Source organism: Phenylobacterium immobile (ATCC 35973), from assembly GCF_001375595.1.
GTDB classification, from domain to species: Bacteria; Pseudomonadota; Alphaproteobacteria; order Caulobacterales; family Caulobacteraceae; genus Phenylobacterium; species Phenylobacterium immobile.
Genome location: NZ_CVJQ01000001.1, coordinates 2,135,001 through 2,160,253 on the forward strand (window position 1 = coordinate 2,135,001; position 25,253 = coordinate 2,160,253).

General features: G+C 66.4%; 23 protein-coding genes and 1 tRNA gene (1 of these 24 only partly in view). 11 read left to right on the forward strand and 13 right to left on the reverse strand.

Annotated elements, in window-relative coordinates; translation table 11 throughout:
- Together BN1313_RS10455 and BN1313_RS10460 are read right to left on the reverse strand one after the other, a co-directional pair.
- A protein-coding gene (locus BN1313_RS10455) for a CBS domain-containing protein (RefSeq protein WP_091740060.1) crosses the window boundary here: on the reverse strand, positions 1-249 show its 5' portion. Its footprint begins 180 nt before the window's first position; the window shows 249 of its 429 coding nt (coding positions 1-249); its start codon is at positions 247-249; its stop codon lies beyond the left edge, outside the window.
- An 87-nt stretch (positions 250-336) separates the two neighbouring features.
- Positions 337-1,062: a rhomboid family intramembrane serine protease gene (locus BN1313_RS10460; RefSeq protein ID WP_091740063.1), complete on the reverse strand. Its 726-nt coding sequence runs from the start codon at positions 1,060-1,062 to the stop codon at positions 337-339.
- Between the two features lie 126 nt (positions 1,063-1,188).
- On the opposite strand from BN1313_RS10460, the gene BN1313_RS10465 reads away from it, so the two are divergent.
- The gene (locus tag BN1313_RS10465) at positions 1,189-4,149 is read left to right on the forward strand and encodes a M16 family metallopeptidase (RefSeq protein ID WP_091740066.1); all 2,961 of its coding nucleotides are present in this window, start codon (positions 1,189-1,191) and stop codon (positions 4,147-4,149) included.
- Positions 4,150-4,157: 8 nt separating this feature from the next.
- Here BN1313_RS10465 and BN1313_RS10470 read toward each other — a convergent pair whose 3' ends face one another.
- Complete coding sequence (locus BN1313_RS10470) at positions 4,158-4,685, reverse strand: gamma carbonic anhydrase family protein (protein WP_091740069.1); 528 nt, start codon at positions 4,683-4,685, stop codon at positions 4,158-4,160.
- 304 nt (positions 4,686-4,989) lie between these two features.
- On the opposite strand from BN1313_RS10470, the gene BN1313_RS10475 reads away from it, so the two are divergent.
- Positions 4,990-5,766, forward strand: coding sequence for a PhoH family protein (locus BN1313_RS10475; RefSeq protein WP_091740072.1), 777 nt, complete (start codon positions 4,990-4,992; stop codon positions 5,764-5,766).
- A gap of 58 nt (positions 5,767-5,824) precedes the next feature.
- On the opposite strand, the gene BN1313_RS10480 is transcribed toward BN1313_RS10475, so the two are convergent.
- Positions 5,825-6,037: a DUF5961 family protein gene (locus BN1313_RS10480; protein WP_091740076.1), complete on the reverse strand. Its 213-nt coding sequence runs from the start codon at positions 6,035-6,037 to the stop codon at positions 5,825-5,827.
- Positions 6,038-6,149: 112 nt separating this feature from the next.
- Between BN1313_RS10480 and BN1313_RS10485 the strand changes: the two genes are divergently transcribed.
- Positions 6,150-6,572, forward strand: coding sequence for an OsmC family protein (locus tag BN1313_RS10485; protein WP_091740078.1), 423 nt, complete (start codon positions 6,150-6,152; stop codon positions 6,570-6,572).
- Here the strand turns inward: BN1313_RS10485 and BN1313_RS10490 are convergent.
- Genes BN1313_RS10490 through BN1313_RS10505 form a run of 4 tightly spaced genes read right to left on the reverse strand, consistent with a single transcriptional unit; the run spans position 6,569 to position 10,386 of the window.
- Positions 6,569-7,648, reverse strand: a complete 1,080-nt coding sequence (locus BN1313_RS10490) for a sulfate/molybdate ABC transporter ATP-binding protein (RefSeq protein ID WP_425415010.1) — start codon at positions 7,646-7,648, stop codon at positions 6,569-6,571. The genes BN1313_RS10485 and BN1313_RS10490 overlap by 4 nt on opposite strands.
- Positions 7,620-8,462, reverse strand: a complete 843-nt coding sequence (gene cysW, locus BN1313_RS10495; protein WP_091740080.1) for a sulfate ABC transporter permease subunit CysW — start codon at positions 8,460-8,462, stop codon at positions 7,620-7,622. The genes BN1313_RS10490 and cysW overlap by 29 nt, the downstream gene beginning before the upstream one ends.
- Positions 8,459-9,355: a sulfate ABC transporter permease subunit CysT gene (gene cysT / locus BN1313_RS10500; protein WP_091740082.1), complete on the reverse strand. Its 897-nt coding sequence runs from the start codon at positions 9,353-9,355 to the stop codon at positions 8,459-8,461. The genes cysW and cysT overlap by 4 nt, the downstream gene beginning before the upstream one ends.
- Entirely contained in the window at positions 9,352-10,386 is a 1,035-nt protein-coding gene (locus BN1313_RS10505; protein WP_091740084.1) for a sulfate ABC transporter substrate-binding protein, read from the reverse strand. The genes cysT and BN1313_RS10505 overlap by 4 nt, the downstream gene beginning before the upstream one ends.
- A 229-nt stretch (positions 10,387-10,615) precedes the next feature.
- Between BN1313_RS10505 and BN1313_RS10510 the strand changes: the two genes are divergently transcribed.
- From BN1313_RS10510 to BN1313_RS10525, 4 genes are all read left to right on the forward strand, one after another.
- Positions 10,616-13,072: a TonB-dependent receptor gene (locus BN1313_RS10510; RefSeq protein WP_425415011.1), complete on the forward strand. Its 2,457-nt coding sequence runs from the start codon at positions 10,616-10,618 to the stop codon at positions 13,070-13,072.
- A gap of 48 nt (positions 13,073-13,120) precedes the next feature.
- Positions 13,121-14,338, forward strand: a complete 1,218-nt coding sequence (locus tag BN1313_RS10515; protein ID WP_091740089.1) for a methylmalonyl-CoA mutase family protein — start codon at positions 13,121-13,123, stop codon at positions 14,336-14,338.
- Complete coding sequence (gene scpA / locus BN1313_RS10520; RefSeq protein WP_091740092.1) at positions 14,335-16,473, forward strand: methylmalonyl-CoA mutase; 2,139 nt, start codon at positions 14,335-14,337, stop codon at positions 16,471-16,473. The genes BN1313_RS10515 and scpA overlap by 4 nt, the downstream gene beginning before the upstream one ends.
- A gap of 95 nt (positions 16,474-16,568) precedes the next feature.
- A complete protein-coding gene (locus tag BN1313_RS10525; RefSeq protein WP_091740095.1) occupies positions 16,569-17,099 on the forward strand; it encodes a hemerythrin domain-containing protein in 531 nt (176 codons plus the stop codon).
- A gap of 73 nt (positions 17,100-17,172) precedes the next feature.
- On the opposite strand, the gene BN1313_RS10530 is transcribed toward BN1313_RS10525, so the two are convergent.
- The 5 genes from BN1313_RS10530 to BN1313_RS10550 all read right to left on the reverse strand — a co-directional run bounded on the left by BN1313_RS10530 (position 17,173) and on the right by BN1313_RS10550 (position 22,274).
- Entirely contained in the window at positions 17,173-18,627 is a 1,455-nt protein-coding gene (locus BN1313_RS10530; RefSeq protein ID WP_091740099.1) for a calcium-binding protein, read from the reverse strand.
- A gap of 216 nt (positions 18,628-18,843) precedes the next feature.
- Positions 18,844-20,289 carry a calcium-binding protein gene (locus tag BN1313_RS10535; RefSeq protein WP_091740102.1) on the reverse strand — a complete coding sequence of 482 codons (1,446 nt, stop codon included), beginning with the start codon at positions 20,287-20,289 and terminating at the stop codon, positions 18,844-18,846.
- A gap of 357 nt (positions 20,290-20,646) precedes the next feature.
- Positions 20,647-21,330, reverse strand: a complete 684-nt coding sequence (locus BN1313_RS10540; RefSeq protein WP_141653120.1) for a response regulator transcription factor — start codon at positions 21,328-21,330, stop codon at positions 20,647-20,649.
- A gap of 44 nt (positions 21,331-21,374) precedes the next feature.
- Positions 21,375-21,461 (reverse strand) — tRNA-Leu (locus BN1313_RS10545).
- Between the two features lie 42 nt (positions 21,462-21,503).
- Positions 21,504-22,274, reverse strand: coding sequence for a competence/damage-inducible protein A (locus BN1313_RS10550; RefSeq protein WP_091740108.1), 771 nt, complete (start codon positions 22,272-22,274; stop codon positions 21,504-21,506).
- Positions 22,275-22,333: 59 nt separating this feature from the next.
- Between BN1313_RS10550 and sfsA the strand changes: the two genes are divergently transcribed.
- The 4 genes from sfsA (at position 22,334) to BN1313_RS10570 (ending at position 25,182) form a co-directional block, all read left to right on the forward strand.
- The gene (sfsA, locus tag BN1313_RS10555; protein ID WP_091740111.1) at positions 22,334-23,035 is read left to right on the forward strand and encodes a DNA/RNA nuclease SfsA; all 702 of its coding nucleotides are present in this window, start codon (positions 22,334-22,336) and stop codon (positions 23,033-23,035) included.
- Positions 23,036-23,165: 130 nt separating this feature from the next.
- The gene (gene map / locus BN1313_RS10560; protein ID WP_091740114.1) at positions 23,166-23,984 is read left to right on the forward strand and encodes a type I methionyl aminopeptidase; all 819 of its coding nucleotides are present in this window, start codon (positions 23,166-23,168) and stop codon (positions 23,982-23,984) included.
- A 4-nt stretch (positions 23,985-23,988) separates the two neighbouring features.
- Positions 23,989-24,477, forward strand: a complete 489-nt coding sequence (locus BN1313_RS10565) for a GNAT family N-acetyltransferase (protein WP_091740117.1) — start codon at positions 23,989-23,991, stop codon at positions 24,475-24,477.
- Positions 24,478-24,519: 42 nt separating this feature from the next.
- On the forward strand, positions 24,520-25,182 hold the full coding sequence (locus tag BN1313_RS10570; protein WP_425415012.1) for a JAB domain-containing protein: 663 nt from the start codon (positions 24,520-24,522) through the stop codon (positions 25,180-25,182).
- Positions 25,183-25,253: the final 71 nt, after the last annotated feature.

The window sequence follows — 25,253 nt, forward strand, 5'->3', positions numbered from 1 at the left end:
ATCGGCGAAGATCACTTCGGCGCTCATGAAGTCTGAGACAGGCCGCTCCAGGGCCGCCGCCCCCTGTTCGGCGATCGCCCGGCAGATGTCGCGCTCCGAGACGATGCCGACCACCCGATCAAGCTCTAGAACCACCAGAGCGCCGACGCGGCGCGCGTCGAGCAGGCCGGCCACCGCGGCCACCCGTTCGTCGGGCGTGGTGGTGAAGACCAGGTCGCCCTTGGCGCGGAGAATTTGCGATACCAGCATGTACGCCTCCATCCTAACCCGGCCCTGTCTCAGGCCTTTAGCCGAGCGAACGCCTTTCCTAGGCAATGCGCAAGCTAGAGCCGCAGTTCAGGCGCGGCCGGCGAGACGAGCGACGGGCGCCAGCAGCAAGACGCCCAGAGCGAACCCTGCGACGTGAGCCTCCCAGGCGATGGCCGCGCCGCCGGCCCCCGGTACGAAGGCCGATCCCAGAACCGCAACCGCGACATTCACACCGAGCAACACCAGCCCCATGGTGACGACCGGCCGACTGGTCAGGCGGCCAACCCGACCGTGACCGCCCAGCAAACGGCATGCCGCGCCCATGAGGCCTGATATGGCGCCGGACGCGCCAACCAGCGCCGCGGTGCTGGAAGCGTGCAGCGCGTAGAAGGCAAGGTTCGCCCCCACCCCGCAGACCAGGTAAAATCCGTAGAACCAGAGCCAGCCGCTGAGCCTTGGACCGAAGAACCGCGCCAGAGGCGCCCCGAAGGCCAAGGCGAAGGCAGCATTCATCAGCGCGTGCGCCCAGCCGCCATGAACGAACAGCGCCGTCGCCAAGGTCTCCCAGCGGCCATAGGGCAATCCTGCCGGGAAGAAGGCGAAGAGCCGGAGAATCATGTCGCCTGGAAGCACGCTCTGCAGCGCATAGCCGCCGATGATCAACCCGACCAACACCAGCGCCTGGGGCGGCGCATTGAACACAGGCTCGCGCGGCGGCGGATCCTGCCCGCCCCAATCCGGGCGGCGGCCGGGGTTGCGACCAGGTTCGCGACCTGGGTCGCGCGAGGTGTCCTGCCAGGCGCTGACGGTCATGCCCCTTACCTAGCGTGGCGCCGGCCCGCGCGCGAGCCATCTTCCGGCGCCGTTTCCAGCCTTGTCCTCGCCATGGGCCGCAGCGATGCTTGAGGGTCGAACCGAACAGAAAGCGCACGCTTCTCCATGACATCCTCCACGCGCCCTTCCCTGCTGCGGGGCGTCGCCCTTCTGACGATCGCCGTCTTGGCCATGGCGCAAGGGCCTTCCAGCGCCCAGGCCCGGACCGCTCTGCCCAGCTTCAAGGTCGCCCTTCCGCGGCTCGGGAAGGCCGACAAGGCGCCGGCGGTTAAGGCTCGCCTGGCGCCAGGCCAATGGCCCCAGGCGCTGACCAATCTGAAGGCCGACCCACTGACGGTTTTCGGAGCCCTGCCCAACGGCATGCGATACGCCATTCGGCGACAGCCGATCCCCGCCGGCCAGGCGGCCATTCGCCTGAGATTTGACGTCGGCTCCCTGGATGAGACCGACTCCCAGCAGGGCCTCGCCCATTTCCTGGAGCACATGGCCTTCAACGGCTCCTCCGGCGTCGGCGAAAACGAGATGATCAAGATCCTCGAGCGCAAGGGGCTGGCGTTCGGGGCTGACACCAACGCGACGACGAATTTCTCAGCCACCACCTATCGGCTCGACCTTCCGCACACCGACAACGAGACGGTCGACACCGCCCTGATGCTGATGCGCGAGACCGCCGACGCCTTGACCCTCGATCCTGCCGCGATCGATCGTGAGCGGGGGGTGGTGCTCTCGGAGGAACGCGCCAGCGACACCCCAGGCTTCCGTATCTACAAGGCCCGCCTCGACTTCCTGTTGAAAGGTCAGCGGCCGCCGACGCGCTATCCGATCGGCCAGGTCGAGGTGCTGAAGACCGCATCGGCGGGCGAGCTGCGCGCCCTTTACGACGCCTACTATCGGCCTGAACGCGCGGTGCTGATCATCGCGGGCGACTTCGACCCTGTCGCCATCGAGGCGAAGATCAAGGCGAAGTTCGCCGACTGGAGGGGCCGCGGCGCGGCGGGCGTCGAGCCGGATCTGGGCGCTGTGGCCAAGCGCGACCTTGAGGCCCGCCTGGTGGTCGAGGCCGGCGCGCCCCTGTCGCTGCAGATCGCCTGGCTCCGGCCGATGGATCTGCGGGCCGACAGCGTCGAGACTCGCCGGGAAGACCTGATCGCCCATCTGGGGCTCGCCGTGCTGAACCGGCGCCTGTCGGCCCTGGCGCGATCGGGCGAGCCGCCGTTCCTTGGCGCGGGCGCTTTCACGTCAGACCAGCAAGGCGCGGCCGAGATGACCATGCTCACCGTCAACGCCGAGCCAGACCGCTGGCGGGTCGCGCTCGCCGCCGTCGACCAGGAGCAGCGTCGAATCGTCCGCTACGGCGTGCGCCAGGACGAACTGGATCGCGAAATCGAAGAGTTTCAGGCCGTGCTGAAAGCCGCCGTCTCTGGCGCGGCGACCCGGCGACCGAGCGACCTGGCCGGTGAAATCCTCGGTTCGCTCGAGGATGATGAGGTGGTCACTGATCCTGCGACGGACCTGGCGCTCTATGACCAGGTGGTGAAGGGCCTGAAGGCCGAGACCGTGTCGGAGGCCGTGAAGGCGGCGTTCGAAGGGTCAGGGCCTCTGCTGTTCATGGCCTCGCCACAGGCCGTGCCCGGCGGGGAAGCGGCCGTCCTGGCCGAGTACCAAACCGTGCGCAAGTCCGACGTCGATGCGCCGAAAGCGGCGCAGCAGACCGCCTGGCCGTACGAAACTTTTGGCGACCCAGGGACTGTCGCCGAGACCCGCGAGGTCGCCGATCTCGACACGGTGTTCGTGCGATTCGCGAACGGTGTACGGCTGACCATCAAGCCCACCAAGTTCCGTGACGATGAGGTGTTGGTCCGCGTCAACATCGGCGATGGCATCGTCGGCCTGCCCAAGGATCGGTCCAGCCTGAATTGGACCGCCGGCGCCTTCACCGAGGGCGGGCTGAAGCAGATCGACAACGAATCCATGGAGCGGGTCTTGGCCTCGAAGGTCTATGGCGTGCGCTTCGGCATGGCCGACGACGCCCTGGTCCTGTCCGGCGGCACTCGGCGGGACGACCTGGAGACCCAACTGCAGGTGCTGGCGGCCTTTGTCGTCGAACCGGGCTGGCGAGCCGAGGCCTTCCAGCGGATCAAGGGCGGCGCGCGGACCATGCACGACCAGTTCGAAGCGACCGATTCCGGCGTCCTGTCGCGCGACCTCGCCGGCCTGCTGCATTCCGGCGATGGCCGATGGGCGTTCCCCAGCCGCGACGAGATGGCCAAGGTCAGTCTTGCTGACTTGCGCAAGGAGGTGGATCCGCAAATCGCCGCCGGCCCGATCGAGGTGGTGATCGTCGGCGACATTGGGGTCGAGACGGCCACTGACCTGGTGGCGCGCACCTTCGGCGCCCTGCCTCCCCGCAGGCCTGCGACGGCGCCGTCGCCCACGCAGTTGGACGTTCGCTTCCCGGCCCCGCCGGCCCAGCCCGTAACATTGGAACACAAGGGCCGCGGCGATCAGGCGATCGGCCTCGTCGCCTGGCCGACCACCGGCTTCTACGCCAACCCGCAACTGGCGCGGGACACCGCGGTGATGGGCGAGGTTCTGCGTCTGCGTCTGCTGGACGACCTGCGCGAAGCGCAAGGCGCCACCTATTCGCCGTCGGTGAACTACCAGCATTCCACTGTATGGCCGGCCTGGGGCTACATGTCCGCCAGTGTCGAGGTGCCGCCGGCCAAGCTTGAGGAATTCTTCGCCGACGTCAGTCGCATCTCCGCCGACCTCCGCGACAAACCCATCACCGCCGACGAACTCGCGCGCGCCAAGACTCCAAGACTGGATTCCATCGAGAAAGCTCGCGTCACCAATCAGTACTGGTTGGCGGAACTCTCTCGGGCCCAGACAGACCCGCGACGTCTGGACCTGATCCGCCAGTTCACCTCCGGCACCGAGCGCGTCACCGCGGCTGATGTGCAGAAGGCGGCCCAGACCTACCTCAAGGATGAGCGCGCCTATCGGCTGACGGTGCGGCCGAAGTCGTCACGCTCTACTCTAGAGCGTGACCGCACGGGGTTTTGATAGAACGGTCAGATCTCGGCGAACTCAGCCCGGAACCGGCGGCCGTTGGCGACATAGCGGTGAGCGGTGGTCCGCAGGCGGGCGATCGCCTCTGGCGCCAGGGTGCGTATCACCCGGCCAGGCGAGCCGACCACGAGACTGCCTTCGGGGATCACCTTGTCTTCCGTGACCAACGCGCCGGCGCCGACGAGGCAGCCTTCACCGATCACCGCGCCATTGAGGATCGTCGCCCCCATGCCGATCAGGCTGCCGGCGCCGATCGTGCAGCCATGCAGCATCGCCCTGTGACCGATGGTTACGTCCTCGGCGATCGTCAGCGGCTTGCCAGGGTCCGTATGCAGGACGGCGTTGTCCTGCACATTGCTCCCCGCGCCCAGGACGATCGGGTCATTGTCCCCGCGAAGCACCGCGCCGAACCAGACGGTTGCGCCGGCGCCCAGGATCACCCGGCCGCAGACGATGGCGTTTGGCGCGATCCAGTAATCGTCATCCGCCGGTAACGCGGGCGTCGCATCGCCCAGTCTATAGACAGCCAAGACGCACCTCGTTTCAGACCCGTGACGACCCACTTAAGTCTTTTCAAACCCGGGTAGGATCAAGGTCATCAAACGATTCGGGGCGCCAGGCGGCGATCTTGAGTCGAAGGGGCGATGTGCCCGCGCGCTGGACGGGAGTTCGATGGCGCAACGCGAGAGCCTTTGGGCGCCACCGCCCGGATCGGCAGCGGCAAGCGAGCCGCCAGGCCGCGCACGGCGCGGTTTTGTCCCACAACAGTTTTCACCCAAAGGGCGAGCCAATGCGGCTTCGCCCTTTTTTCTTGCCGTCATGTTGGAGGCTTAGATGACCAGACGAGCTCTGAAGCGACAGCTGCGCGAAGGCGCGTTCGGTGAGCGCCAGTTCGAGCCCGACGACAAGATCCGCCGCTTCCCGCTGGAACGCCCCTGGACGCCCACGGGCCGTGACGGCGGACCAAGCGGCGCCGACCGCGATCAGGGTTACCTGAAGACCATCAAAGCCAAGTCAGAGGGCCAAACCCAGCTGATCGAGGCGATAGACCAGAAAAACCTGGTCATGGCCCTGGGTCCGGCAGGCACCGGCAAGACCTATCTGGCCATCGCCAAGGCGGTTGAGGCGCTGGAGGCCGGCAAGGTCGGCCGCATTGTTCTCTCGCGCCCAGCGGTCGAGGCCGGCGAATCGATCGGCTTCCTGCCCGGCGGGGCCGAGGACAAGCTCGCGCCCTATCTGCGGCCGCTCTACGACGCGCTGTCGGACCGGCTGTCGATGAAGCGCGTCGCGGCGCTCATGGCCGAGGGCGCCATCGAGATCGCCCCCGTGGGCTTCATGCGCGGACGCACCCTGAACAACGCCTTCGTGGTCATCGACGAGGCGCAGAATTGCACCTATGGCCAGCTGAAGATGCTGCTCACGCGCCTGGGCTGGCATTCGACCATGGTTGTGACGGGCGACCCGAACCAGTCGGACCTGCTGCCGGAGTTGTCGGGCCTGGCGACGGTCGCCGACAAGTTCGAGGCCCTGAGCAACATCGCCGTCGTCCGCCTGAGCGACCGAGACATCGTCCGCCACCCCCTTGTGGCTGAAATGCTAGGTGTTCTTTAGCGCCTCGCATCCGTGACCTACACGGCGCTTCCTTCTCTCCTTGCCGGAGAAGGAAGCGTTATGCGCAAGGGCCCGCCTCGCCGGTGTCGAGGTCGATTCGGAAGCATTGGCGTTCGCCGCTTTCGCAATCCTCGACGATGACGGAGACGACCTCCCCGTCGCCGTGATGGTCCTCGGCGAATTGAAGGGCCGCGGCCTCAAAATTCTTTTCATCGACCAAGCGGCTCCGCGTTTGCGGCGCGTCAGTCTCATGCACGGCGAAGCGGGCCATCGACGGTCTCCCTTGGGTTGGTCAGCGCGCGAATCACCGGTTTGGTTTCGTCTTGAGACCGACACGATAGGGCGGCTTGATCGCGCTCCCATCCTTCACGAGGAGACGAACTATGATCCGCAAGGCGACAGCTGTCTGGCGCGGCGCCGGCCGCGATGGCGACGGCGACCTGACCACCGGCTCAGGGGTCCTATCGAAGACGCCCTATTCCTTCCGCACCCGGTTCGAGACCGAGCCGGGAACGAACCCCGAGGAGCTTATCGCCGCGGCTCACGCCGGCTGCTTCACCATGGCGCTGGCCTTCCAGCTTCAGGCCGCGGGCCTCGCCGCCGACGAACTCACCACCGAAGCCGCGGTCACCCTCGAGGCCGAGGGTCAGGGCTTCAAGATCTCGAAGTCGGCGCTGACGCTCACCGCGAAAATCCCCGGCATCGACCAGGCGAAATTCGACGAGCTAAGCAAGGCTGCGGAAACCGGCTGCCCGGTCTCCAAGGTGTTGAATGCGGAAGTCACGCTGAGCGCCACCCTGATCTAGGCCGGATAGACGTGCGGGCGGAGGGGACGAACCCGCAGGGACATCCCTTCCGCCACGCCCACAGGCATGGTCGGTCCGTGGCCGATCAACGAGACGACTTGGCCACTCAGCAGGCAGTCGACGCGGACATCGGGTCCGCGCCGTGTCACCGACACGACCGAGACGGCGAGGCCTGCGCCGTCCGTTGGCGCAAACTCGATCTCATCGGGCCTGAAGAAGACCTGCACCTTGCCCTCTGGGGCGCCCGCCGGCGCCGGGACGTCATAGTCGGCCAGGGTGAGCCGGCCCTCGGCGACAACGCCGTCCAGCCCCACCCCTGCCCCCAGGAAGTCGAAGATAAAAGGGGTCGCCGGGTTTTCGTAAACCTCGTTGGGCCTACCGAGTTGCACCAACTGTCCATCCTTGAGGATCGCCACGCGGTCGGCGAGGTCGAGCGCCTCTTCCTGATCGTGGGTGACGAAGACCGTGGTGACGCCGGCGCGGTCGTGGATCTCGCGCAGCCAGCGACGTAGGTCGCGGCGCACCTGGGCGTCGAGGGCGCCGAAGGGCTCATCCAGCAACAGCATGCGCGGCTCGATCGCCAGCGCTCGGGCCAACGCGACCCGCTGGCGTTGGCCGCCGGAGAGCTGGGAGGGGAAGCGCTCGCCGAGATTGTCCAGCTGGACCAATGACAAAAGGTCCGAGACCCGCGCGCGCACCGCCTCCTTGGACGGCCGCTCCGCCCGTTTGCGGACGTTCAGGCCAAAGGCGATGTTCTGCGCCACCGTCATGTGTCGGAACAAAGCGTAATGCTGAAACACCATGCCGACCTGGCGCTGGCGAACCGGCAGGGCGAGGAAGTCCGCGCCCCCGAAACGCACCTCGCCGGCGTCAGGGGTCTCAAGGCCCGCCAAGACGCGCAGCAGAGTCGTCTTCCCGGAGCCCGACGGTCCAAGCAGCGCCAGGAACTCCTTGTTGCGCGCCTGCAGCGAGACATTGCTCAGCGCCGGGTAGCGCCCGAAGCTTTTGGATATCCCGCGAATCTCCAGGGCCACGTCCTGGGCGGCGTCAATGTCGGCGGTTTGCACTGAGTTCACCGGAGTGTCGCCATTCGAGAGCGGTCTTCAAGACGAGGGTGACGAGGCCGAGGCCCGTCAGGAGGGAGGCGGCCGCGAAGGCGCCGACGAAATCATAGTCATTGTAGAGCACCTCGACGTGCAGCGGCAGCGTCGTGGTTTGGCCGCGGATGTGGCCGGAGACCACCGAGACCGCGCCGAATTCGCCCATGGCCCGCGCATTGCACAGCAGCACGCCATAGAGCAGCGCCCAACGGATATTGGGCAGGGTGATCTTCCAGAAGGTCGTGAAGCCGCTGGCGCCCAGGGTGAGCGCCGCAGCCTCCTCATCCGCCCCCTGGTCCTGCATCAGCGGGATCAGTTCGCGCGCCACGAAGGGCAAGGTCACCAGGATGGTCGCCAGGACCAGGCCCGTGGTGGCGAAGATGATCTTGACGTCGTGCTCGATCAGCCAGGCGCCGAACCAGCCATGCGCGCCGAACAGCAGCACCCAGACCAGGCCTGAGATCACGGGCGAGATCGAGAACGGCAAGTCGATGATTGTGAGCAGCAGCGTCTTGCCGCGAAACTCGAACTTGGTGACCACCCACGCCGAGGCCACGCCGAAGACCGCATTCAGTGGCACGGAAATCGCCGCCACCAGCAGGGTGAGCTTCACGGCGTGCTGGGCGTCGGGTTCGGAGAGCGCGCGGGCGAAGGCGGCGAAACCTTCCTTGAAGGCCTGCTGGAAGACCATGAATAACGGTGCGCCCACGAGCGCGCCCATGATGAGCACCGAGGCCAGCACCATCAGCGGCGCGATGCCCGGCAAGCGGATCGAGCTGGCCCGGCTCATCGGCGGCCTCGCCGCGCGATCAGCATCTGGGCGATGTTGAAGGCGACCAGGGCGCCGAAGGAGATCACCAGCATGGCGACGCCGACGGCCGCAGCGCCGGCGTAGTCATATTCCTCAAGCTTGATGACGATGAGCAGCGGCGCGATCTCGGTCTTGAACGGCATGTTGCCGGCGATGAACACCACCGAGCCGTACTCGCCGACGGCGCGGGCGAAGGCCAGGCTGACGCCGCTCAGCAGCGCCGGTGCGACGGTGGGGAAGATCACCAAGGCGGCGCGCTGCAGGTCGGTTGCGCCCAAGGTTTGAGCGGCCTCTTCAACCTCGCGGTCAATCTCCTGCAGCACCGGTTGAATGGCGCGCACCACGAAGGGCAGGCCGATGAAGACAAGCGCGATGAAGATGCCGAGCGGCGAATAGGCGGTCTTGACGCCGATCTTGGCGAAGACCGCGCCCACCGGCCCGTTCGGCGCATAGATGGCGGTGAGCGCAATGCCCGCCACCGCCGTCGGCAGGGCGAAGGGCAGGTCGACCAGGGCGTCGAGGAGCCGCCGGCCGGGAAATTCATAACGCGTCAGCGTCCACGCGATCAGCAGGCCCAGCGGCGCATTGGTCAGGGCCGCGAGGAGCGAAAGGCCGAAGCTCAGACGAAGCGCCGTCGCCACCCGCTGCTCGGAGAGTGTCCGGACAAGACCCTCGAGCCCAAGCTCCCACGGCCGCAAGACCAAGGCTGCCAGGGGGATGATGACGATCAAGCATAGATAGAAAAGCGTGATCCCCAGGCTGAGTCTGAAGCCCGGCAGGATGGACGGCTCGCGAAAGCGTGGAAGCCGCCTCTGGGGCGGCTCCGGCAACAGCAGTTCGCGGGAGAGACTTTCGAAGCGGCTGTCGGTCATGCCGGCTTGTAGATCTGGTCGAACACGCCGCCTTCGGCGAAGTGCTTGGCCTGGGCCGCCTTCCAGCCGCCGAAGTCACCGTCGATCGTGACCAGGGGAATCTCAGGGAATTGACTCGCGTACTTCGCCTTGGCCGCGGGGTCGCGCGGGCGCAGGTGGTGCTTGCCGACGATATCCTGGGCGGCGGGCGTGTAGAGGTATTCCAGATAGGCTTGGGCCACAGCGCGCGCGCCATGGCGATCGACGTTCTGATCGATCAGCGCAACAGGTGGCTCGGCCAGGATCGACATGGACGGATAGACGACGTCGAAGTTGGGGCCGAACTCGGCGATCGTCAGATGGGCCTCGTTCTCCCACGACAGCAGCACATCACCGATCTCGCGTTGGGCGAAGGTGGTGGTCGAGCCACGGGCGCCGGTGTCGAGCACCGGGACGTTGCCATAGAGCTTGCCCACGAGGTCGCGGGCCGCAGGCTCTCCGCCGTTTTTCAGACCATAGGCCCAGGCCGCCAGATAGGACCAGCGCGCACCGCCCGAGGTCTTCGGGTTGGCCGTGATGACCGCCACGCCCGGCCGGGCCAGGTCGTTCCAGTCTCTGATCGCCTTGGGATTACCCTTGCGGACCAGGAAAACGATCGTCGAAGTGTAGGGCGTGGAGTTGTCCGGCAGGCGCGACTGCCAGTTTTCCGGCAGGAGCTTGCCGCGGGTCGCCAGTTCGTCGATGTCGGCGCTGATGGCCAGGGTGACGACGTCGGCTTGCAGCCCGTCCATAACCGAGCGCGCCTGTTTGCCCGAACCGCCATGGCTCTGGTCGATGGTCACCGTCGTGCCGGCCTTAGCCTTATAGTCGGTGATGAAGGCCGCGTTCAGCTCCTTATAAAGCTCCCGGGTCGCATCATAGCTGACGTTGAGAAGCTTCACTGCGCCGTCAGCGCCCGCTTCGCCGCCGGAACAGGCGGCCAGGGCGCTCACGCCGCCCAGGGCGACCGCGCCGCCCAGCAGGGCGCGCCGGCTCATCAAGGATCGGATCATGAAGGGCTCCTCGCTCGAGCCCGTAACTATCCACACAATCCCCATCAGTTAAGGGGACAATTTCTAAGCGCCGGCCGAATTTTCGGCGACGAGCTCAAGCGTGGCTCATGAAGCCGGCCAGAAAAACTCATCGATGCCCAAAACTATCTCTACTTCCCCGGTAGGATTAAGCGACCTATGGGGGAATGAGAACGCCGCCATGGCGCCGCGAACAATACGGGGATTTAGTTTGACTATTCATACGCCGGCCTCGCGCCGACTCAGCCGCGCCGCCCTCCTGGGCGCGCTGCTCTCCACGGTCGCCGGCGCGGCCATGTCCGCCCAGTCCGCGGTCGCTGCTGACGCCGAGCCGGTTGCGGTCGGCGCGCCGTCCGGCGTCGAGGAACTGATCGTCACTGCGCGCCGTCGCTCGGAAACGGCCCAGGCCGTGCCGCTGGCGATCACGGTGGTCGGCGGTGAGAAGGTCGATGCGACCGGCGCGTTCAACGTCGGCCGCCTGCAGCAACTGACCCCCACCCTGCAGTTCTATTCCTCGAACCCTCGGAACACCGCGGTGAACATCCGCGGCCTCGGCGTGCCGTTCGGCCTGACCAGCGACGGGTTCGAGCAAGGCGTGGGTTTCTACATCGACGACGTTTACCATGCCCGGGTGGCCACAGCGACGTTCGACTTCCTGGACGTCGCCCAGATCGAGGTTCTGCGCGGGCCGCAAGGCACGCTCTACGGCAAGAACACCACCGCCGGCGCGGTCAACATCACCACCAACCAGCCGACTTTCAATTTCGAGGGCAAGGCCGAGGTGACAGTCGGCAACCTGAACTTCAAACAGGCCAAAGCCGCTGTCTCAGGCCCGATCACCGACACGATCGCCGCCCGGATCGCGGTCTCTTCGACCACGCGCCGCGGCACGATCTACAACGTCACCAGCGATCAGTATGTGAACGGCCAGGACAACCTCGGCCTGCGCGGTCTGATCCTCTACAAACCCAGCGACAACCTTGCGGTCACCTTCGCCGGCGACTTCAGCAAGCAGGACGCCGAGTGCTGCGCGCAGATCTTCGTCCGCACCGGGGCGACGCAACGCCCGCTGAACCGCCAGTACGTCGCCCTTGCTGCGGCCCAGAATTACACCGTCGCCAGCACCAACCCATTCGACCGGATCACCGACGTCGACGCCAGCCTGAACGCCGGCAATAAGATCGGCGGCGCGTCGGCCCGCGTGGTCTGGAATGTAGGCGAAGGTACGGTGACATCGGTCACCGCTTGGCGCTTCTGGGACTGGAAGCCGGAAAACGACCGCGACTTCCTGGGCCTGTCGATCGTGTCGAAGTCCCAGAACCCTTCGCAACAGGACCAGTACAGCCAGGAGCTGCGCTACAACTACTCCGGCGAGCGGGCGGACCTCGTGGTCGGGGCCTTCGCCTTCAAGCAGCGCATCGACACCCAGGGCACCGAAGAGCAAGGCCCTGCGTCGAGCCGCTGGAACATCACGCCTTCGAACGTGCTGTCGAACGATCCCAGCGTCCTGAACGGACTGGTGGCGAAGAACACCCAGTACCTGAAGAACACCAGCTTCGCCCTCTATGGCCAGCTGTCGTGGAAAGTTAGCGACCGCTTCACCATCCAGCCGGGCGTGCGGCTGAACTACGACAAGAAGGACGGCTTCTATCAACGTCTGGTGTTCGACGGCGACGGCGTACCCGTCCTGCTGGGCCAGACCGGAGCCCGCCGGGCCGCGCAACTGGCCGTCTTCACACCGCAGCTCAGCGCACCGAGCTTCAGCGACTGGAACTTCAGCTACGACCTGAACGCCAGCTACAAGTTCACTCCTGATGTCCTGGGCTATGCGACCTACGCCAAGAGCTTCAAGACCGGCGGCATTAACCAGAACGGCCTGCCGACCGACGCGGCGGGCAATCCGATCCTGGCCGCGGGGCAGATCAAGCCGGAAGACGTCAATCACTTTGAGGCCGGCCTGAAGACCCAGTTCTGGGAACGCCGCGCGACGCTGAACGTCTCGGCCTATCGGACCGACATCAAGGACTATCAGGCGACCGTCACGAACGGCCAGCTGGGCGTGCTGCGCGGCTATCTCGCCAACGCCGGCAAGGTGCGCAGCCAAGGGGTCGAGTTCGACTTCTCCGTCCGCCCGTCTGAGCGGTTCAACGCCTACGCCAACGGGGCCTACACCGACGCCAAGTACGTCCGCTTCACCGACGCGCCCTGCCCGCCGGAACTGTCGGGCGGCACGACGGTCGGCGCGGGCCAGACGCCCGGCGCGCCAGGCGCGCCGGGCGGCCTCAGCCCCGCCAACTGCGACATCTCCGGGGCGCGCCTGCCGGGCGTTTCAAAGTGGAGCTTTTCATTCGGCGGCGAGGTCAATGCGCCGGCGCAATTCCTGGCCAACGAAGGCGAGGTCTACTTCGGCTACGACGGCAGCTACCGCTCGCGGTTCTCGTCCAACGCCTCGCCATCGATCTACACCTGGGTGGATGGCTATTCCCTGTCGAACTTCCGCGCGGGCTTCCGCACGCCGGACGGCCTGAACGTCTTCGCCTGGGTGCGTAACGCCTTCGACGAGGAATATTTCGAACTGCTGGCCGTCGGTCCGAGCAACACCGGCCTTATCGCTGGCCAGCCCGGCGACCCGAGGACCTTCGGCGTCACCGTCAAGGCGGCGTTCTAATGAACGAGGGCGGTTGACGCGCGCGCGTCAGCCGCCCTTCATTCTGCGATGAATGAGGCGGACGAAGCCGACTGGCGCGCCATGGCGGTTCGCACGCTGAAGGGCGCGAGCCTCGAGGGCCTGCAGCATGCGACCGTCGAGGGCCTGGCGATCTATCCGCTCTACGCCGCTGCGCCGGCGCTGCTCTACGCCCGGCGCGCCTTCGATGAGGACCGGGCCTGGGATGTCCGCGTCGCCGTCGATCACCCGGATCCGATCCGCGCCAACGCCTTGACCCTTGAGGCGTTGGAAGGCGGCGCCACCTCGACCAGCCTTCGAATCTCTGATCCCGCCGACCTTGAGGCGCGCCTGCGTGGCGTGATCTTGGACCTCGCGCCCGTCGCGCTTGACGCTGGCGCGCACGGGCCGGCCGCCGCAGAAGCGTTGGGCGTCCTGGCCAAAGCCTCGCCGCGAGCCCCTCTGGACTTCGGCCTCGACCCCGTCGGCGCCACTTCTCCGATTGAAGCGAGCGCCGTCGTCGCGGCGCGGCTGGCCGAGACCTATCCTCTCGCCAACCTGTTCCGCTCCAGCGGCCGGCGCGTACACGAGGCCGGCGGCGGTGAAGCTCTCGAGATCGCTGTCGCTGCGGCGAGCGGCCTGGCCTACGCCCGAGCCCTCGCTCGCGCGGGATTAGGCATAGAGCGCGCGTTTGCGGGCCTGACTGTCGAAGTCACGACCGACACCGACTATTTTGTATCGATCGCCAAACTGCGCGCCGCCCGCGCTGTGTTTTCGCGGGTCGCTGTGGCTTGCGGGGCCCCAGCGACCGTGCGGCTGGCGGCGGTCTCGTCGCACCGGATGCTCGCGGACAAGGACGCCTGGAGCAACATGATACGTCTGACCATCGCGGGCTTCGCCGCGGCGGCAGGCGGCGCTGACGTGGTCACCTTGGGCTGCTTCAGCGACCCCCTGGGCAGGCCTGCGGCGCTTGCCCGCCGCCAGAGCCGCAACATTCAGTTCATCCTGATGGAGGAAGCCCAGATGGGTCGCGTCCGCGATCCCGGCGCAGGCTCTGGCTATGTCGAGGCGCTGACGGATCAGCTGGCCCGGGCGGCCTGGACGCATTTCCAGGCCATCGAATCGCGCGGCGGCGCAGCAGCGGCCAGCGCCTATGTCGCCGCCCAAGTCGATGCAGCGAACATGGCGAGGCCGACGCCCCGAGTCGTCGGCATGACCGACTTCGTATCAGCCGACGACACGCCGATCGCCGTGGAGGCCGATGGATGAGCGTGTTCCGCGACTTCACCCATCTCGCCTTCGACGATGTGAACCCCGGAGATCCCTGGGTCGCGGTCGCGTCCGACGGGATGACGCCTGAAGGTATCGCCGTACGGCCGGCCTATGCGCCCGCCGAAGCCACAGAGACCCTGGGAATCCCTGGGCAGGCGCCGTTCCTGCGCGGCCCCTACCCCACCATGTACGCCACCAACCCATGGACGGTGCGGCAGTACGCCGGGTTCTCGACCGCCGAGGATTCCAACGCATTCTACAGGCGCAACCTGGCCGCCGGTCAGAAAGGCCTTTCGATCGCCTTCGACCTGGCGACCCACCGCGGTTACGATTCGGATCACCCCCGTGTGCAGGGCGACGTCGGCATGGCCGGGGTCGCCATCGATTCGATCCTCGACATGCAGGTTCTGTTCGACGCCATCCCGCTGGACCAGATGAGCGTCTCGATGACCATGAACGGCGCGGTTCTGCCGATCCTGGCGCTCTATGTCGTCGCGGCCGAGGAACAGGGCGTCCGGCCGGAACAACTGACCGGCACGATTCAGAACGACATCCTCAAGGAGTTCCTCGTCAGGAACACCTACATCTATCCGCCCGGACCCTCGATGCGGATAATTTCCGACATCTTTTCATATACTTCGGCGCATATGCCGCGCTTCAACTCGATCTCGGTCAGCGGCTATCACATTCAGGAAGCCGGCGCGACGCTGGACCTGGAGCTCGCCTACACCCTGGCGGACGGTCTCGAATATCTGCGCGCCGGAGTCGCCGCGGGGCTCGATATCGACGCGTTCGCGCCGCGCCTTTCGTTCTTCTGGAACGCCGGCATGAACGTGATGCTGGAGGTCGCCAAGCAGCGGGCGGCCCGGAAGCTCTGGGCCCAACTGGTCGCGCGCGAATTCGCACCCCGGGATTCGCGCTCGTTGATGCTGCGCGCTCACACCCAGACCAGCGGCTGGAGCCTGGCCGCCACCGACGTTTTCAACAATGTCGCGCGCACCACGCTGGAAGCCATGGCCGCGACGGGCGGGCAGACGCAGAGCCTGCACACCAACGCCCTCGATGAAGCGCTCGCCCTGCCCACCGATTTCTCCGCCCGAATCGCCCGGAACACCCAGCTGGTTCTGCAGCTGGAGGCCGGCCAGACCCGCGTGATCGATCCGTGGGGCGGCAGCGCCTATGTCGAGGCGATGACCGAGGCCCTCGCCCAGCGCGCGATGGTCCACATCGGCGAAGTGGAAGACCTGGGCGGGATGGCTCGCGCCATCGAAGGCGGCCTGCCCAAGCGACGAATCGAAGAGGCGGCGGCCCGCACCCAGGCCCGGATCGATTCCGGACGCCAGGTGGTTGTCGGCGTGAACCGCTACCGACCCGACGCGGCCGAGCCGTTGGCCGTTCTGAAGGTCGACAACGCCGCCGTCCGACAGCGCCAGGCCGATCGCCTGGCCCGGTTGAAGGCCGAGCGTGACCCGCGCGCCGTGCGGCAGGCGCTGGAATCCCTGACCGCCGGCGCGGCGGGGTCGGCGAATCTACTGGCGCTGGCCATCGCAGCCGCGCGGGCGCGCGCGACGGTGGGCGAGATTTCGCTGGCCCTTGAGGCCGTCTTTGGCCGCCACGCGGCCAAGGCGGAGGCGGTCGGCGGCGTCTATCTGCATGAGGCCGGCGACCAGCCCTCAGTGATTCGCGCCCGTGAGATGGCGCGCGCCTTCACCCAGGCCGATGGCCGAAAGCCAGCGATTCTCGTCGCCAAGATGGGACAGGACGGTCACGACCGCGGCCAGAAGGTGATCGCATCCGCGTTCCGCGATCTCGGTTTCGAAGCGTCGATTGGTGATCTCTTCCAGACACCGGAGGAAGTCGCGGCCCGCGCCGTGGCTGAGGGCGTCCATGTCGTGGGCGCAAGCTCGTTGGCGGCCGGACATCTGACTCTGGCTCCACAACTGATGGCGGCTCTGACGGCGCTCGGCCGCACGGACATCGTCGTCGTGGTGGGCGGGGTGATTCCCCCGGATGATGAGGCGACCCTGCGAGAGATTGGCGTCGCCTGCATCTTCACGCCGGGAACCGCGGCGCCGGAGGCGGCGATCGAGGTGCTCGACACACTCAATGTGCGCCTGGGTTATAGCCAATAGCGGTCATTCGACACGGCCCGGAACCCGAGGTTCCACGGAGACTTATGCTGCCATCGCAACACGCCGCCAACGATGCGGCAGGAGGAGCAAGTTCCATGGCCACCGCCACCAGCCAGAAATCCGCGACCAAGGCCAAGAGCGGCCGCAAGCGCCGCACCGGTCAACGCGACCCGCTGGCGATTACCCTGCTGAAAGCCGACCATCGTCAGGTCGAGACCTGGTTCGACGAATATGAGCAGCTTGAGGAAGACGCTGACAAGCTGGCTCTGTTCAACCAAATCGCCACCGCCCTGAAGGTCCATACGGCCATCGAGGAAGAAATCTTCTATCCGGAAGAAAGCGGCGACGTAGAAGAGGACATGCTGGACGAAGCCTATGTCGAGCATGACGGCGCCAAGAAGCTTATCGCCGAGATCGAGGCGATGAAGCCGAGCGACCAATACTATGACGCCAAGGTCAAGGTGCTGGGCGAGTACATCAAGCATCACGTGAAGGAAGAAGAACAGCCCGGCGGCATCTTCAGCCAAGCCAAGAAGGGCGACGAGGATCTCGACGCCATGGGCGAGCGCATGAAGGCGCGGAAGGAAGAGCTGATGGCCGAAATGGCCTCGCCGAAAAAGAACTAGCCCACTGCACGGCGCAACAAAAAGGGCGGGCGCCCCAGCCGGGACGCCCGCCCTTAGCGTGTCTGTCAGCAGTTCAGATGAAATTGCCCTGGCTGATCGAGTCGAGGTTCGCACCGGTCAGTTGAACCGCGTCATCGGCGTCGTTGTAGAACACCACCACATTGGCTCCGACCTGCACGGCCACGTATTCTAGCGCCGAGTTGCCACCAAACTGGGTGACGGCCGCGGTCTTTGCGGCGTCGTAGGTGGTGATGGAGGCCTGGGTGATCTCCGCATAATTGGAGGCGGTTCCCGCCGGGCCAATGTCCAGACGATCGACCGAAGCCCAGTCGCGAATCTCATCGGCGAGGCCACCCGAAGACAACGAACCGCCAGCCGCAAAGATAAAGGTGTCGCCGCCGGCGCCGCCGAACAGCACATCCTTGCCGTCCCCACCGGAAAGCGTGTCGTCGCCTGCGCCACCGCTCAGGCTATCTGCGCCGTCGTTGCCGATCAGGACGTCGTTGCCGTCGCCGCCGTCGAGGGTGTCGTTGGCGTCGCCGCCGGTCAGGCTGTCGGAGCCGGCGCCGCCACTGAGCGAATCAGCCCCTAGACCGCCGCCGATCGTGTCGTCGCCGTCGGCGCCCAGCAGCGTGTCGTTACCGCCGCCGCCGGTGATGTTGTCGTTGTCGGCGTCGCCTGAAATCAGGTCGTCGCCGAGCCCGCCATCGATGATGTCGCCGCCCTGGCCGCCGGAAATCGCGTCGCCGACATTGCCGCCGGTGATGACGTCATTGCCCTCGTTGCCGTTGGCGGCTGCGCCGGTCGTATCGCCCAGCGTGATCGTGTCGGCGCCTGCGCCGCCTGAGATCGTATCGGCGCCGCCGCCGCCCTGGATGGTGTCGGCGCCATCGGCGCCGAAGATCTGCTCCGCGCCCGCACCGCCGCGCAGACTATCGTCGCCCAGGTCGCCGCTAAGATAGCCGCCGCCATCCCCGGCCAAAATCACGTCGCCGTCCTGGCCGCCCAGCAGCGTGTCGGCGCCCGGACCCCCGGTGATGGTATCGGCGCCGATGTTGCCGTTCACGAAGTTGGCCATGGTGTCGTCGCCGCCGAGCGCGATGGTGTCGGCGCCCTGGCCGCCGAAGATCGTGTCGCCGCCAGGCCCGCCGATCAGGCGATCGTCGCCGCGGTTGCCCTGGATCAGGTCTCCGCCGGCGCCGCCGTTCAGGGTGTCGGCGCCCTCGCCGCCGAACAACGCGTCTGTGCCGTCGCCGCCGGTCGCGTTGTTCGCGCCGTCTGTGCCGATATACAGCCGCGAGGCGTCAGCAAAGGTGAAGGTGCTGCTAGAGCCCGCAACCTGATCGGAGAACACGACGGTACGCGCCCCGAAGGTCACTGCGACCGTGGCCGACGCCGTGGCGGTCGCGGGCGTGTAGATCACAGTGGCCAGTCGCGCGGAATAACCGCCGCCGACGGTGATGCTGTCGGCCGAAGTCGCCGCAAGGGCTTGGGCCGCAGTGATGCTGAAGAAATCGTAGGTCGCCATGAGGGGGAGGAACCTTCCTGTGATGCGGCCGGGCCTTGGGGGCCGAGGCCAGCTCTACCATGAGGGAATTGGAGGTCGCGTCGCTCCTATAGCGCGCATGGCTCCCGAAGGTTCAGTCCCAACTGGCCGGTCTCGAGCATCGCGCCCAAATAGAAAGGGCGGGTCACCCTTTCGGATGACCCGCCCCTTCAGAGATAGGCTTGGAAGCCGATCAGCTTAGACGAAGTTGTCCGCGCCGATGTTGGCGGCCGAGATGCCGTTGATCTGAACGACGGTCGAGAAGGCCCAGTCGAAGCCCGCGCCCGGATCCAGGTCCACCGCGTGGCTGAAGACCAGCACGTTGGCGCCCAGTTGGACGGCGACGTATTGGACCGCGAAGGGGTCCTGGGTCTTGGCCAGGATCGCGGCGTCCAGCGCATCACCGTAGTCGGTGATCGAGGCGTCGACGATCTCACGGTAGCTGAAGGCGTCGCCCATCACGCCCAGACCGAAGTCCAGGATGTCGACCGAGGTCCAGTCGATGATGGTGTCGGCGTTGCCGACCAGGGTGTCGACGTCCGAGCTGTCAGTCGGCGGAACCGAGTCGGCCGCGTCGAACATGAAGGTGTCCGAACCCGTGCCACCCGAGAGGATGTCTTGGCCCGTACCGCCGTCGAGGGTGTCGTCGCTCGCGCCGCCTTGGAGGACGTCACGGCCAGCGCCGCCATCGAGGAAGTCAGCGCCCGAGTCGCCCGACAGGGTGTCGTTGCCGCCATTGCCGATCAGGGTGTCGTTGTCTTGACCGCCGAGGAAGAAGTCATGACCCGTGCTGCCGGAGATGAAGTCATCGCCTTCGTTGCCGTTCATCTGGCCGCTGAGTTGGCCGGCGGTGCCGTCGACGTGGATGAGGTCATCACCTTCGCCGCCCGAGACCGTCACGGCGTCATCACCGGTGTCGATGTGGTCGTCGTCAGCGCCGGCGTCGACCGTGTCGTTGCCGTTGCCGGTGAAGATGTAGTCTTCACCCGCGCCGCCGAAGATCGAGGACGAGCCAGCGCCGCCGTTGATTTCGTCGTCGCCCAGGTCGCCGCTGATGTAGCCGCTGCCCGCGCCGGCGTTGATGGTGTCGTCGCCTTGACCGCCCAGCAGGGTGTCAGCAGCCGCCGAACCGTTGATGGTGTCTTCGCCGAGGTTGCCGTTGACGAAGTTGGCGCTGTCGCCAGCCGAAGCCACGATCAGGTCGTCGCCTTGACCGCCGTAGATGGTGTCCGAACCAACGCCGCCCGTCAGGGTGTCTTGGCCTTGGTTGCCTTGCAGCAGGTCATTGCCAGCGCCGCCCGACAGGGCGTCGTTGCCGGCGAGGCCGAACAGGGCGTCATTGCCAGCGTTCGTCGCGCCGACGTCGCCGCCGCCCGAGGCTTGGAAGCCGACATAGAGCTGCGAGCCGTCGCCGAACACGAACACGTTGTTCGCGCCCGAGATGCCGGCGCCGAAGATCTTGGTCACGCCGCCGATGGTGATTTGGATCGTCGCCGGGGTCGTGGCGTCCGGCGTAACAACCGGCGGCACGTACAGGACGGTCGCTTGGTTGGCCGAGACCGCGCCCGAGACGAGGATGTCGTCAGCGGTGGTCGCGCCAGCGGCTTGGGCCGCTGTGATCGTCGCGAAATTATAAGTCGCCATTTAGTCTCTCCAGTTCGATTGCGCCGAAGCTTACTGCCCCAGCGGCGCCAAAAGAGCCGCACCCGGTTCGCACGCCGGGGTTTCTCCGATCGCCACCGCTAGAGGCAACCAGGGTCTCAGTAAATGGGAATGCGTTACGGGAAATGTGAACAATTGTGTCTTGTTGTAAATTTACGACATTTTAATTGCGCGTATCTCGCACCGTCCATAAGCGGGAGAGCTGACCGCCGCGCGTCTGCGCAGCTGTCGGGGCCCACCCGGTTCGGCTTCTCCAGTTCCCGGGGAAATTCCGTGGCCTAGTCTCAAAGCTCTGGAGCGTGCGCCGCGCTCCAGAGCGATGACTGCTCAGCTCGGCGCCTATCCCTTAAGCAGATCTAGCTGGTAGCCGTAGCTGTAGACGGTGGACAGGCGAGCGCCGTTTGCAGGGGTCAAGCCAAGCTTGTTGCGGATGCGCGACACATGTGTGTCCAGCGTCCGTGTCGGAACGTCAGGATTGCGCCCCCACACCGCTTCCAGCGCATAGGCTCGAGACAGCGGTCGACCAACGTTGGCGAACAACAGTTCGGCGAGGGCGAATTCCATGCGCGTCAGTGCGATGTCGCGGCCGTCCAGACGGATCGCGCGCTGCGCCGGATCGATCTCGAAATCGCCGACGCGCCAGACTTTTCGCAGGTCGCCTGCCGGTGCGGCCCGGCGTAGCGCGGCGCGAACCCGCGCCACCAGCACCGCCGGCGAAGGCGTGGCGTCGAGGCAGTCGTCCGCCCCGGCCTCAAGGATCGCAGCGATATCGTCCTGCGAGGCGGACGGCGCGATCACCAGCAGCGGCGCTGCGGCCGCTGGCCCCAGTCGAACCTGGCGTACGAGGTCGGAGGCCGCCCCATCGTCACCCCGTCCGTGGATAAGGATCACGTCAAAGGTTTCGCGGCCAAACACCCTGCCCGCTTCCTCAGCGCCGCGCAGAACCCAGCAGGCGAGATCGGCCGCTTCCAGCACGCCAGCGAGATCGGCCTGCGCGTCTCCATCCGCACTGATCAACGCCACCCGCGCCACGATCGCCCGCTGCTCCCGTCAGTCCTGCATCTTCCTGGTGCGGGCGGCCGGGCTTGAACCGGCAAGGCCTTGCGGCCGACGGATTTTAAGTCCGTTGCGTCTACCAATTTCGCCACGCCCGCGGCGCTGAGAATCCTAGCGGCGCCTGAAGGCGCAAGGAAGCCTCAGCTTGCCGGATCGACCTCTTCGACCTGGGTGATTCCCTTTTCGGCCAGGGCGGCGATCAGCTCAGCCGTGGCGATCGCCAACTCATCCGGGTCGCGGCTGCGCAGGACCAGGTTGGAGCCCACCCCTTGCGGCCCGTTGAAGGGATAGCTGCCCAGCGACATCGACCGGTGCGCCTTGGCCACGGCCTCCAACGGCGCGGCGATCACGCCCTCGCCTGTGCCGGTCACCCGCACCGTCCGCGAGATCGTAATCTTGCCGCCCTTCAGCCGTGGCCCGACGTCCTCGAGCATGCCGCGCATGATGTTGGGCACGCCAGCCAGGGTGAAGACATTGCCGATGGTGAAGCCAGGCGGACCAGCGACGATATTCCTGATCAGCTCGCCGCCTACCGGCACGCGCGCCATGCGCCGCCGCGCCGGCGTCAGCTCATAGCCCGAGCGCGCGATCATGCCGGCGATGATCTCCGGATGCTCCTCCAGCGGCACGCCGAACGCGGCCGCCACGCAGTCGGCGGTGATGTCGTCGTGGGTCGGGCCGATACCGCCGGTGGTGACGACATAATCATAGCGGGCGCGCAACGCGTTCAGGGCGGCGACCACATCCTCGAGCACATCGGGCACGACGCGGGCCTCGACCACATCGACGCCGTGAACGCCGAAGTAGCGCGAGATGTCTCGCAGGTTGGTGTCCTGGGTGCGCCCCGACAGGATCTCGTCGCCGATGATCAGAACAGCGGCGGTGACGGGCTTTTCGACGTTCTCTTCCATGGTCCTGGCATAGACCCGACCGCTTTCCAGGCAAAGCCGGCGCGGCTAGCTAGAGCATCATGCAGTTTGCCTCGCCCCTTGCCCGCGGAACCCTCGTCAGCCGTTACAAGCGCTTCTTCGCCGACGTGGCGCTGGACGACGGGACGATGGTCACCGCCCACTGTCCGAACCCGGGCGCCATGCTGGGGCTGAACGCGCCGGGCCTGCGCGCCTGGGTGTCGCGATCCGACTCGCCGACCCGCAAGCTCGCCCACACGCTGGAACTGGTCGAGGCGGATGGCGGGCTGGTGGGGATCAACACCATGCATCCCAACCGACTGGTCGCCGAGGCGCTCGCCGCGGACGCCATCCCGGAACTGGTCGGCTACGAGACCATCCGCCGTGAGGTGAAGTACGGCGAGGCCAGCCGCGTCGACTTTCTCCTGCAGAACAAAGATCGGCCGGACTGCTGGCTGGAGATCAAGAACTGCCACCTGCGACGCACGGGCGATCTGGCGGAATTTCCCGACTGCGTGGCGGCCCGATCCTCCAAGCACCTGCGCGAACTGGCCGCCATGGCTGCGGCGGGCGACCGTGCGGTGGCGCTCTTTGTCGTCCAGCGCACCGATTGCGAAGGCTTCGCGGCCTGCGCCGAGCTCGACCCCGTGTTCGCCCGCACGCTGGACGAGGTTTCGGACAGGGGCGTTGAGGTGCTGGTCTACGCCTGCGACATCACCACCAATTCGGTGACGATCAGCCGTCCATTGCCGTGGCGGCGGTAGCCGGCGCCCTGCGCCAGACCGCACTGCCCAAGCCGCGCTCGATGCGTCGGCACGCCATTCGGCTCGCCCACGCTGGCCGGCGCGCGGCGACGGTTGAACTTGAGGCTCAGGATTGCGACATTAGCCTCCCATGACAGATATCCTCGACATCGAGAGCCGCACCGGCGCCATCAAGATCCACGGCCCCGACGGCTTCGAAGGCATGCGCCGCGCGGGCAAGCTTGCGGCCGAATGCCTCGACATGCTGACGCCGCATGTCCAACCTGGCGTCTTGACCGACGAACTGGACCGCCTGGCGCGTGAGTTCATCCTGGACAACGGCGGCCTGCCTGCGTGCCTCGGCTACCGCGGCTACACCAAGACAGTTTGCATCAGCCCGAACCACGTCGTCTGCCATGGCATCCCGGGCGAGCGCACCCTGCGCGAGGGCGACATCGCCAATATCGATGTCACTGTCATCGTTGACGGCTGGCACGGCGATACGTCTCGGATGTACGGCGTCGGCGAGGTCGCGCCGCGGGCCCGCCGCCTCGTCGAAGTCACCTATGAGGGCATCGCCCGCGGTCTTGCAGCCGTGAAACCCGGGGCCACGACCGGCGACATCGGCCACGCGATCCAGTCCTATGTGGAGGCCCAGCGCTGCTCGGTCGTGCGCGACTTCTGCGGGCACGGCCTGGGTAAGGTGTTTCACGACGCGCCGAACATCCTGCACTACGGCCGCCCCGGCGAGGGCGCGCCCTTGCGGGCCGGCATGTTCTTCACGATCGAGCCGATGGTGAATCTGGGCAAGCCGCAGGTGAAGGTGCTGTCCGATGGCTGGACGGCGGTGACGCGGGACAAGTCGCTGTCGGCGCAATGCGAACACTCGATCGGCGTGACGGAAGACGGGTTTGAAGTCTTCACCCTGTCGCCTGCGAGCCTGTTCCAGCCGCCGATCAAGAGCACCTGACGCCTTGAGCCGCCTGCGGCTCGAACGCCTTGTCGAAAGGCCGGACTTTCATGTGCTCGAAGCGTTGGCGGGCGACAGCGAGTTGCTCAAGCTTGGCCTGGACGACGAACTGGATCTGTCCCGCCTGATGCTGGCCGCCTATCGCGGCGGCGTCGACGACGAGGGCGAAACCGAAGCCGACGCGTTGGCGCTTGTGCGCGACACCTTTGACGGCCGGGTCGGCCCTTTTCTACCTCACTGCTCCTTCGCGCGTTGGCGCGGCCGCGAGATGGTCGCCGCCGTGGTCGTCACGGTCTTCCAAGCCATGCCGATGATCGCCTTCTGCGTGACCGCGCCCGCCCACCAGCGGCAGGGTCACGGCGAGGCCTTGATCGCCGCAGCGATCACCGCCCTGGACGAGGCCGGCTGGGCCAAGGTCCAGTTGTTCGTCAATCCGCTTAACGAGCGCGCCCTCCGGCTGTACCGCCGGCTGGGCTTCTGCGAGCCGGCTTAGGCGGCGCTTGCATTCTGGGAACATTTGCGGAACATGAAGGTCATGTCCGCCGTCCGCGACTCCGCCACCTCAGCTGACCTCTGGCCCGCCGCGCCTGAGCGCGCGCCGTCTCCGCATTACGCCGGTCATCGCGACCGGCTGCGCGAACGGGCGGACGCCGGCGGCTTGGCGGCCTTGCCTGACTACGAACTGCTCGAGATGATGCTGTTCCGCTCGGCGCCACGCGGCGACGTAAAGCCCTTGGCCAAGGGCTTGATCGCGCGGTTCGGTTCCTTCGGCGCGGTTCTCGCGGCCGGTCCGCAAGCGTTGAAGACCGTGCCCGGCGTCGGCGAGGCGATCGCCAGAGATCTTGGCCTGGCGCATGAGGCCGCGCTGCGTTTGGCTCGGGAGGCGGTGGTTCGCCGACCCGTGATCTCGTCGTGGTCGGCCCTGCTGGCCTATGTGAAGGTCGCCCTGGCGCATGAACCGCGCGAGCAATTCCGCGTCCTATTCCTCGACAAGAAGAACCAGTTGATCGCCGACGAGGTGATGAATCGCGGCACAGTCGATCATGCCCCGGTCTATCCTCGCGAAGTGGCCCGCCGCGCGTTGGAGGTCTCCGCCAGTGCGATCATTCTCGTGCACAATCATCCCACTCATCACTTTGGATCACGCTCAGTCACGCACAATACCGCTGATTCACAAGGGTTTTTGGGGTTGTCGTAGAGTCGGATATCATGGCATAGTGGGGTCGGTTTAGGGGGATCGAAGCCCTTTTTGACCCCAGTCGCCGACCC

Bases quoted from the DNA above. Each gene is read 5' to 3' on its own strand.
- BN1313_RS10460 (WP_091740063.1), bottom strand. From the start codon at position 1,062: ATGACCGTCAGCGCCTGGCAGGACACCTCGCGCGACCCAGGTCGCGAA.
- BN1313_RS10465 (WP_091740066.1), top strand. From the start codon at position 1,189: ATGACATCCTCCACGCGCCCTTCCCTGCTGCGGGGCGTCGCCCTTCTG.
- BN1313_RS10475 (WP_091740072.1), top strand. From the start codon at position 4,990: ATGACCAGACGAGCTCTGAAGCGACAGCTGCGCGAAGGCGCGTTCGGT.
- BN1313_RS10480 (WP_091740076.1), bottom strand. From the start codon at position 6,037: ATGGCCCGCTTCGCCGTGCATGAGACTGACGCGCCGCAAACGCGGAGC.
- BN1313_RS10485 (WP_091740078.1), top strand. From the start codon at position 6,150: ATGATCCGCAAGGCGACAGCTGTCTGGCGCGGCGCCGGCCGCGATGGC.
- cysW (WP_091740080.1), bottom strand. From the start codon at position 8,462: ATGAGCCGGGCCAGCTCGATCCGCTTGCCGGGCATCGCGCCGCTGATG.
- cysT (WP_091740082.1), bottom strand. From the start codon at position 9,355: ATGACCGACAGCCGCTTCGAAAGTCTCTCCCGCGAACTGCTGTTGCCG.
- BN1313_RS10505 (WP_091740084.1), bottom strand. From the start codon at position 10,386: ATGATCCGATCCTTGATGAGCCGGCGCGCCCTGCTGGGCGGCGCGGTC.
- BN1313_RS10515 (WP_091740089.1), top strand. From the start codon at position 13,121: ATGAATGAGGCGGACGAAGCCGACTGGCGCGCCATGGCGGTTCGCACG.
- scpA (WP_091740092.1), top strand. From the start codon at position 14,335: ATGAGCGTGTTCCGCGACTTCACCCATCTCGCCTTCGACGATGTGAAC.
- BN1313_RS10525 (WP_091740095.1), top strand. From the start codon at position 16,569: ATGGCCACCGCCACCAGCCAGAAATCCGCGACCAAGGCCAAGAGCGGC.
- BN1313_RS10530 (WP_091740099.1), bottom strand. From the start codon at position 18,627: ATGGCGACCTACGATTTCTTCAGCATCACTGCGGCCCAAGCCCTTGCG.
- BN1313_RS10535 (WP_091740102.1), bottom strand. From the start codon at position 20,289: ATGGCGACTTATAATTTCGCGACGATCACAGCGGCCCAAGCCGCTGGC.
- BN1313_RS10550 (WP_091740108.1), bottom strand. From the start codon at position 22,274: ATGGAAGAGAACGTCGAAAAGCCCGTCACCGCCGCTGTTCTGATCATC.
- sfsA (WP_091740111.1), top strand. From the start codon at position 22,334: ATGCAGTTTGCCTCGCCCCTTGCCCGCGGAACCCTCGTCAGCCGTTAC.
- map (WP_091740114.1), top strand. From the start codon at position 23,166: ATGACAGATATCCTCGACATCGAGAGCCGCACCGGCGCCATCAAGATC.
- BN1313_RS10570 (WP_425415012.1), top strand. From the start codon at position 24,520: ATGTCCGCCGTCCGCGACTCCGCCACCTCAGCTGACCTCTGGCCCGCC.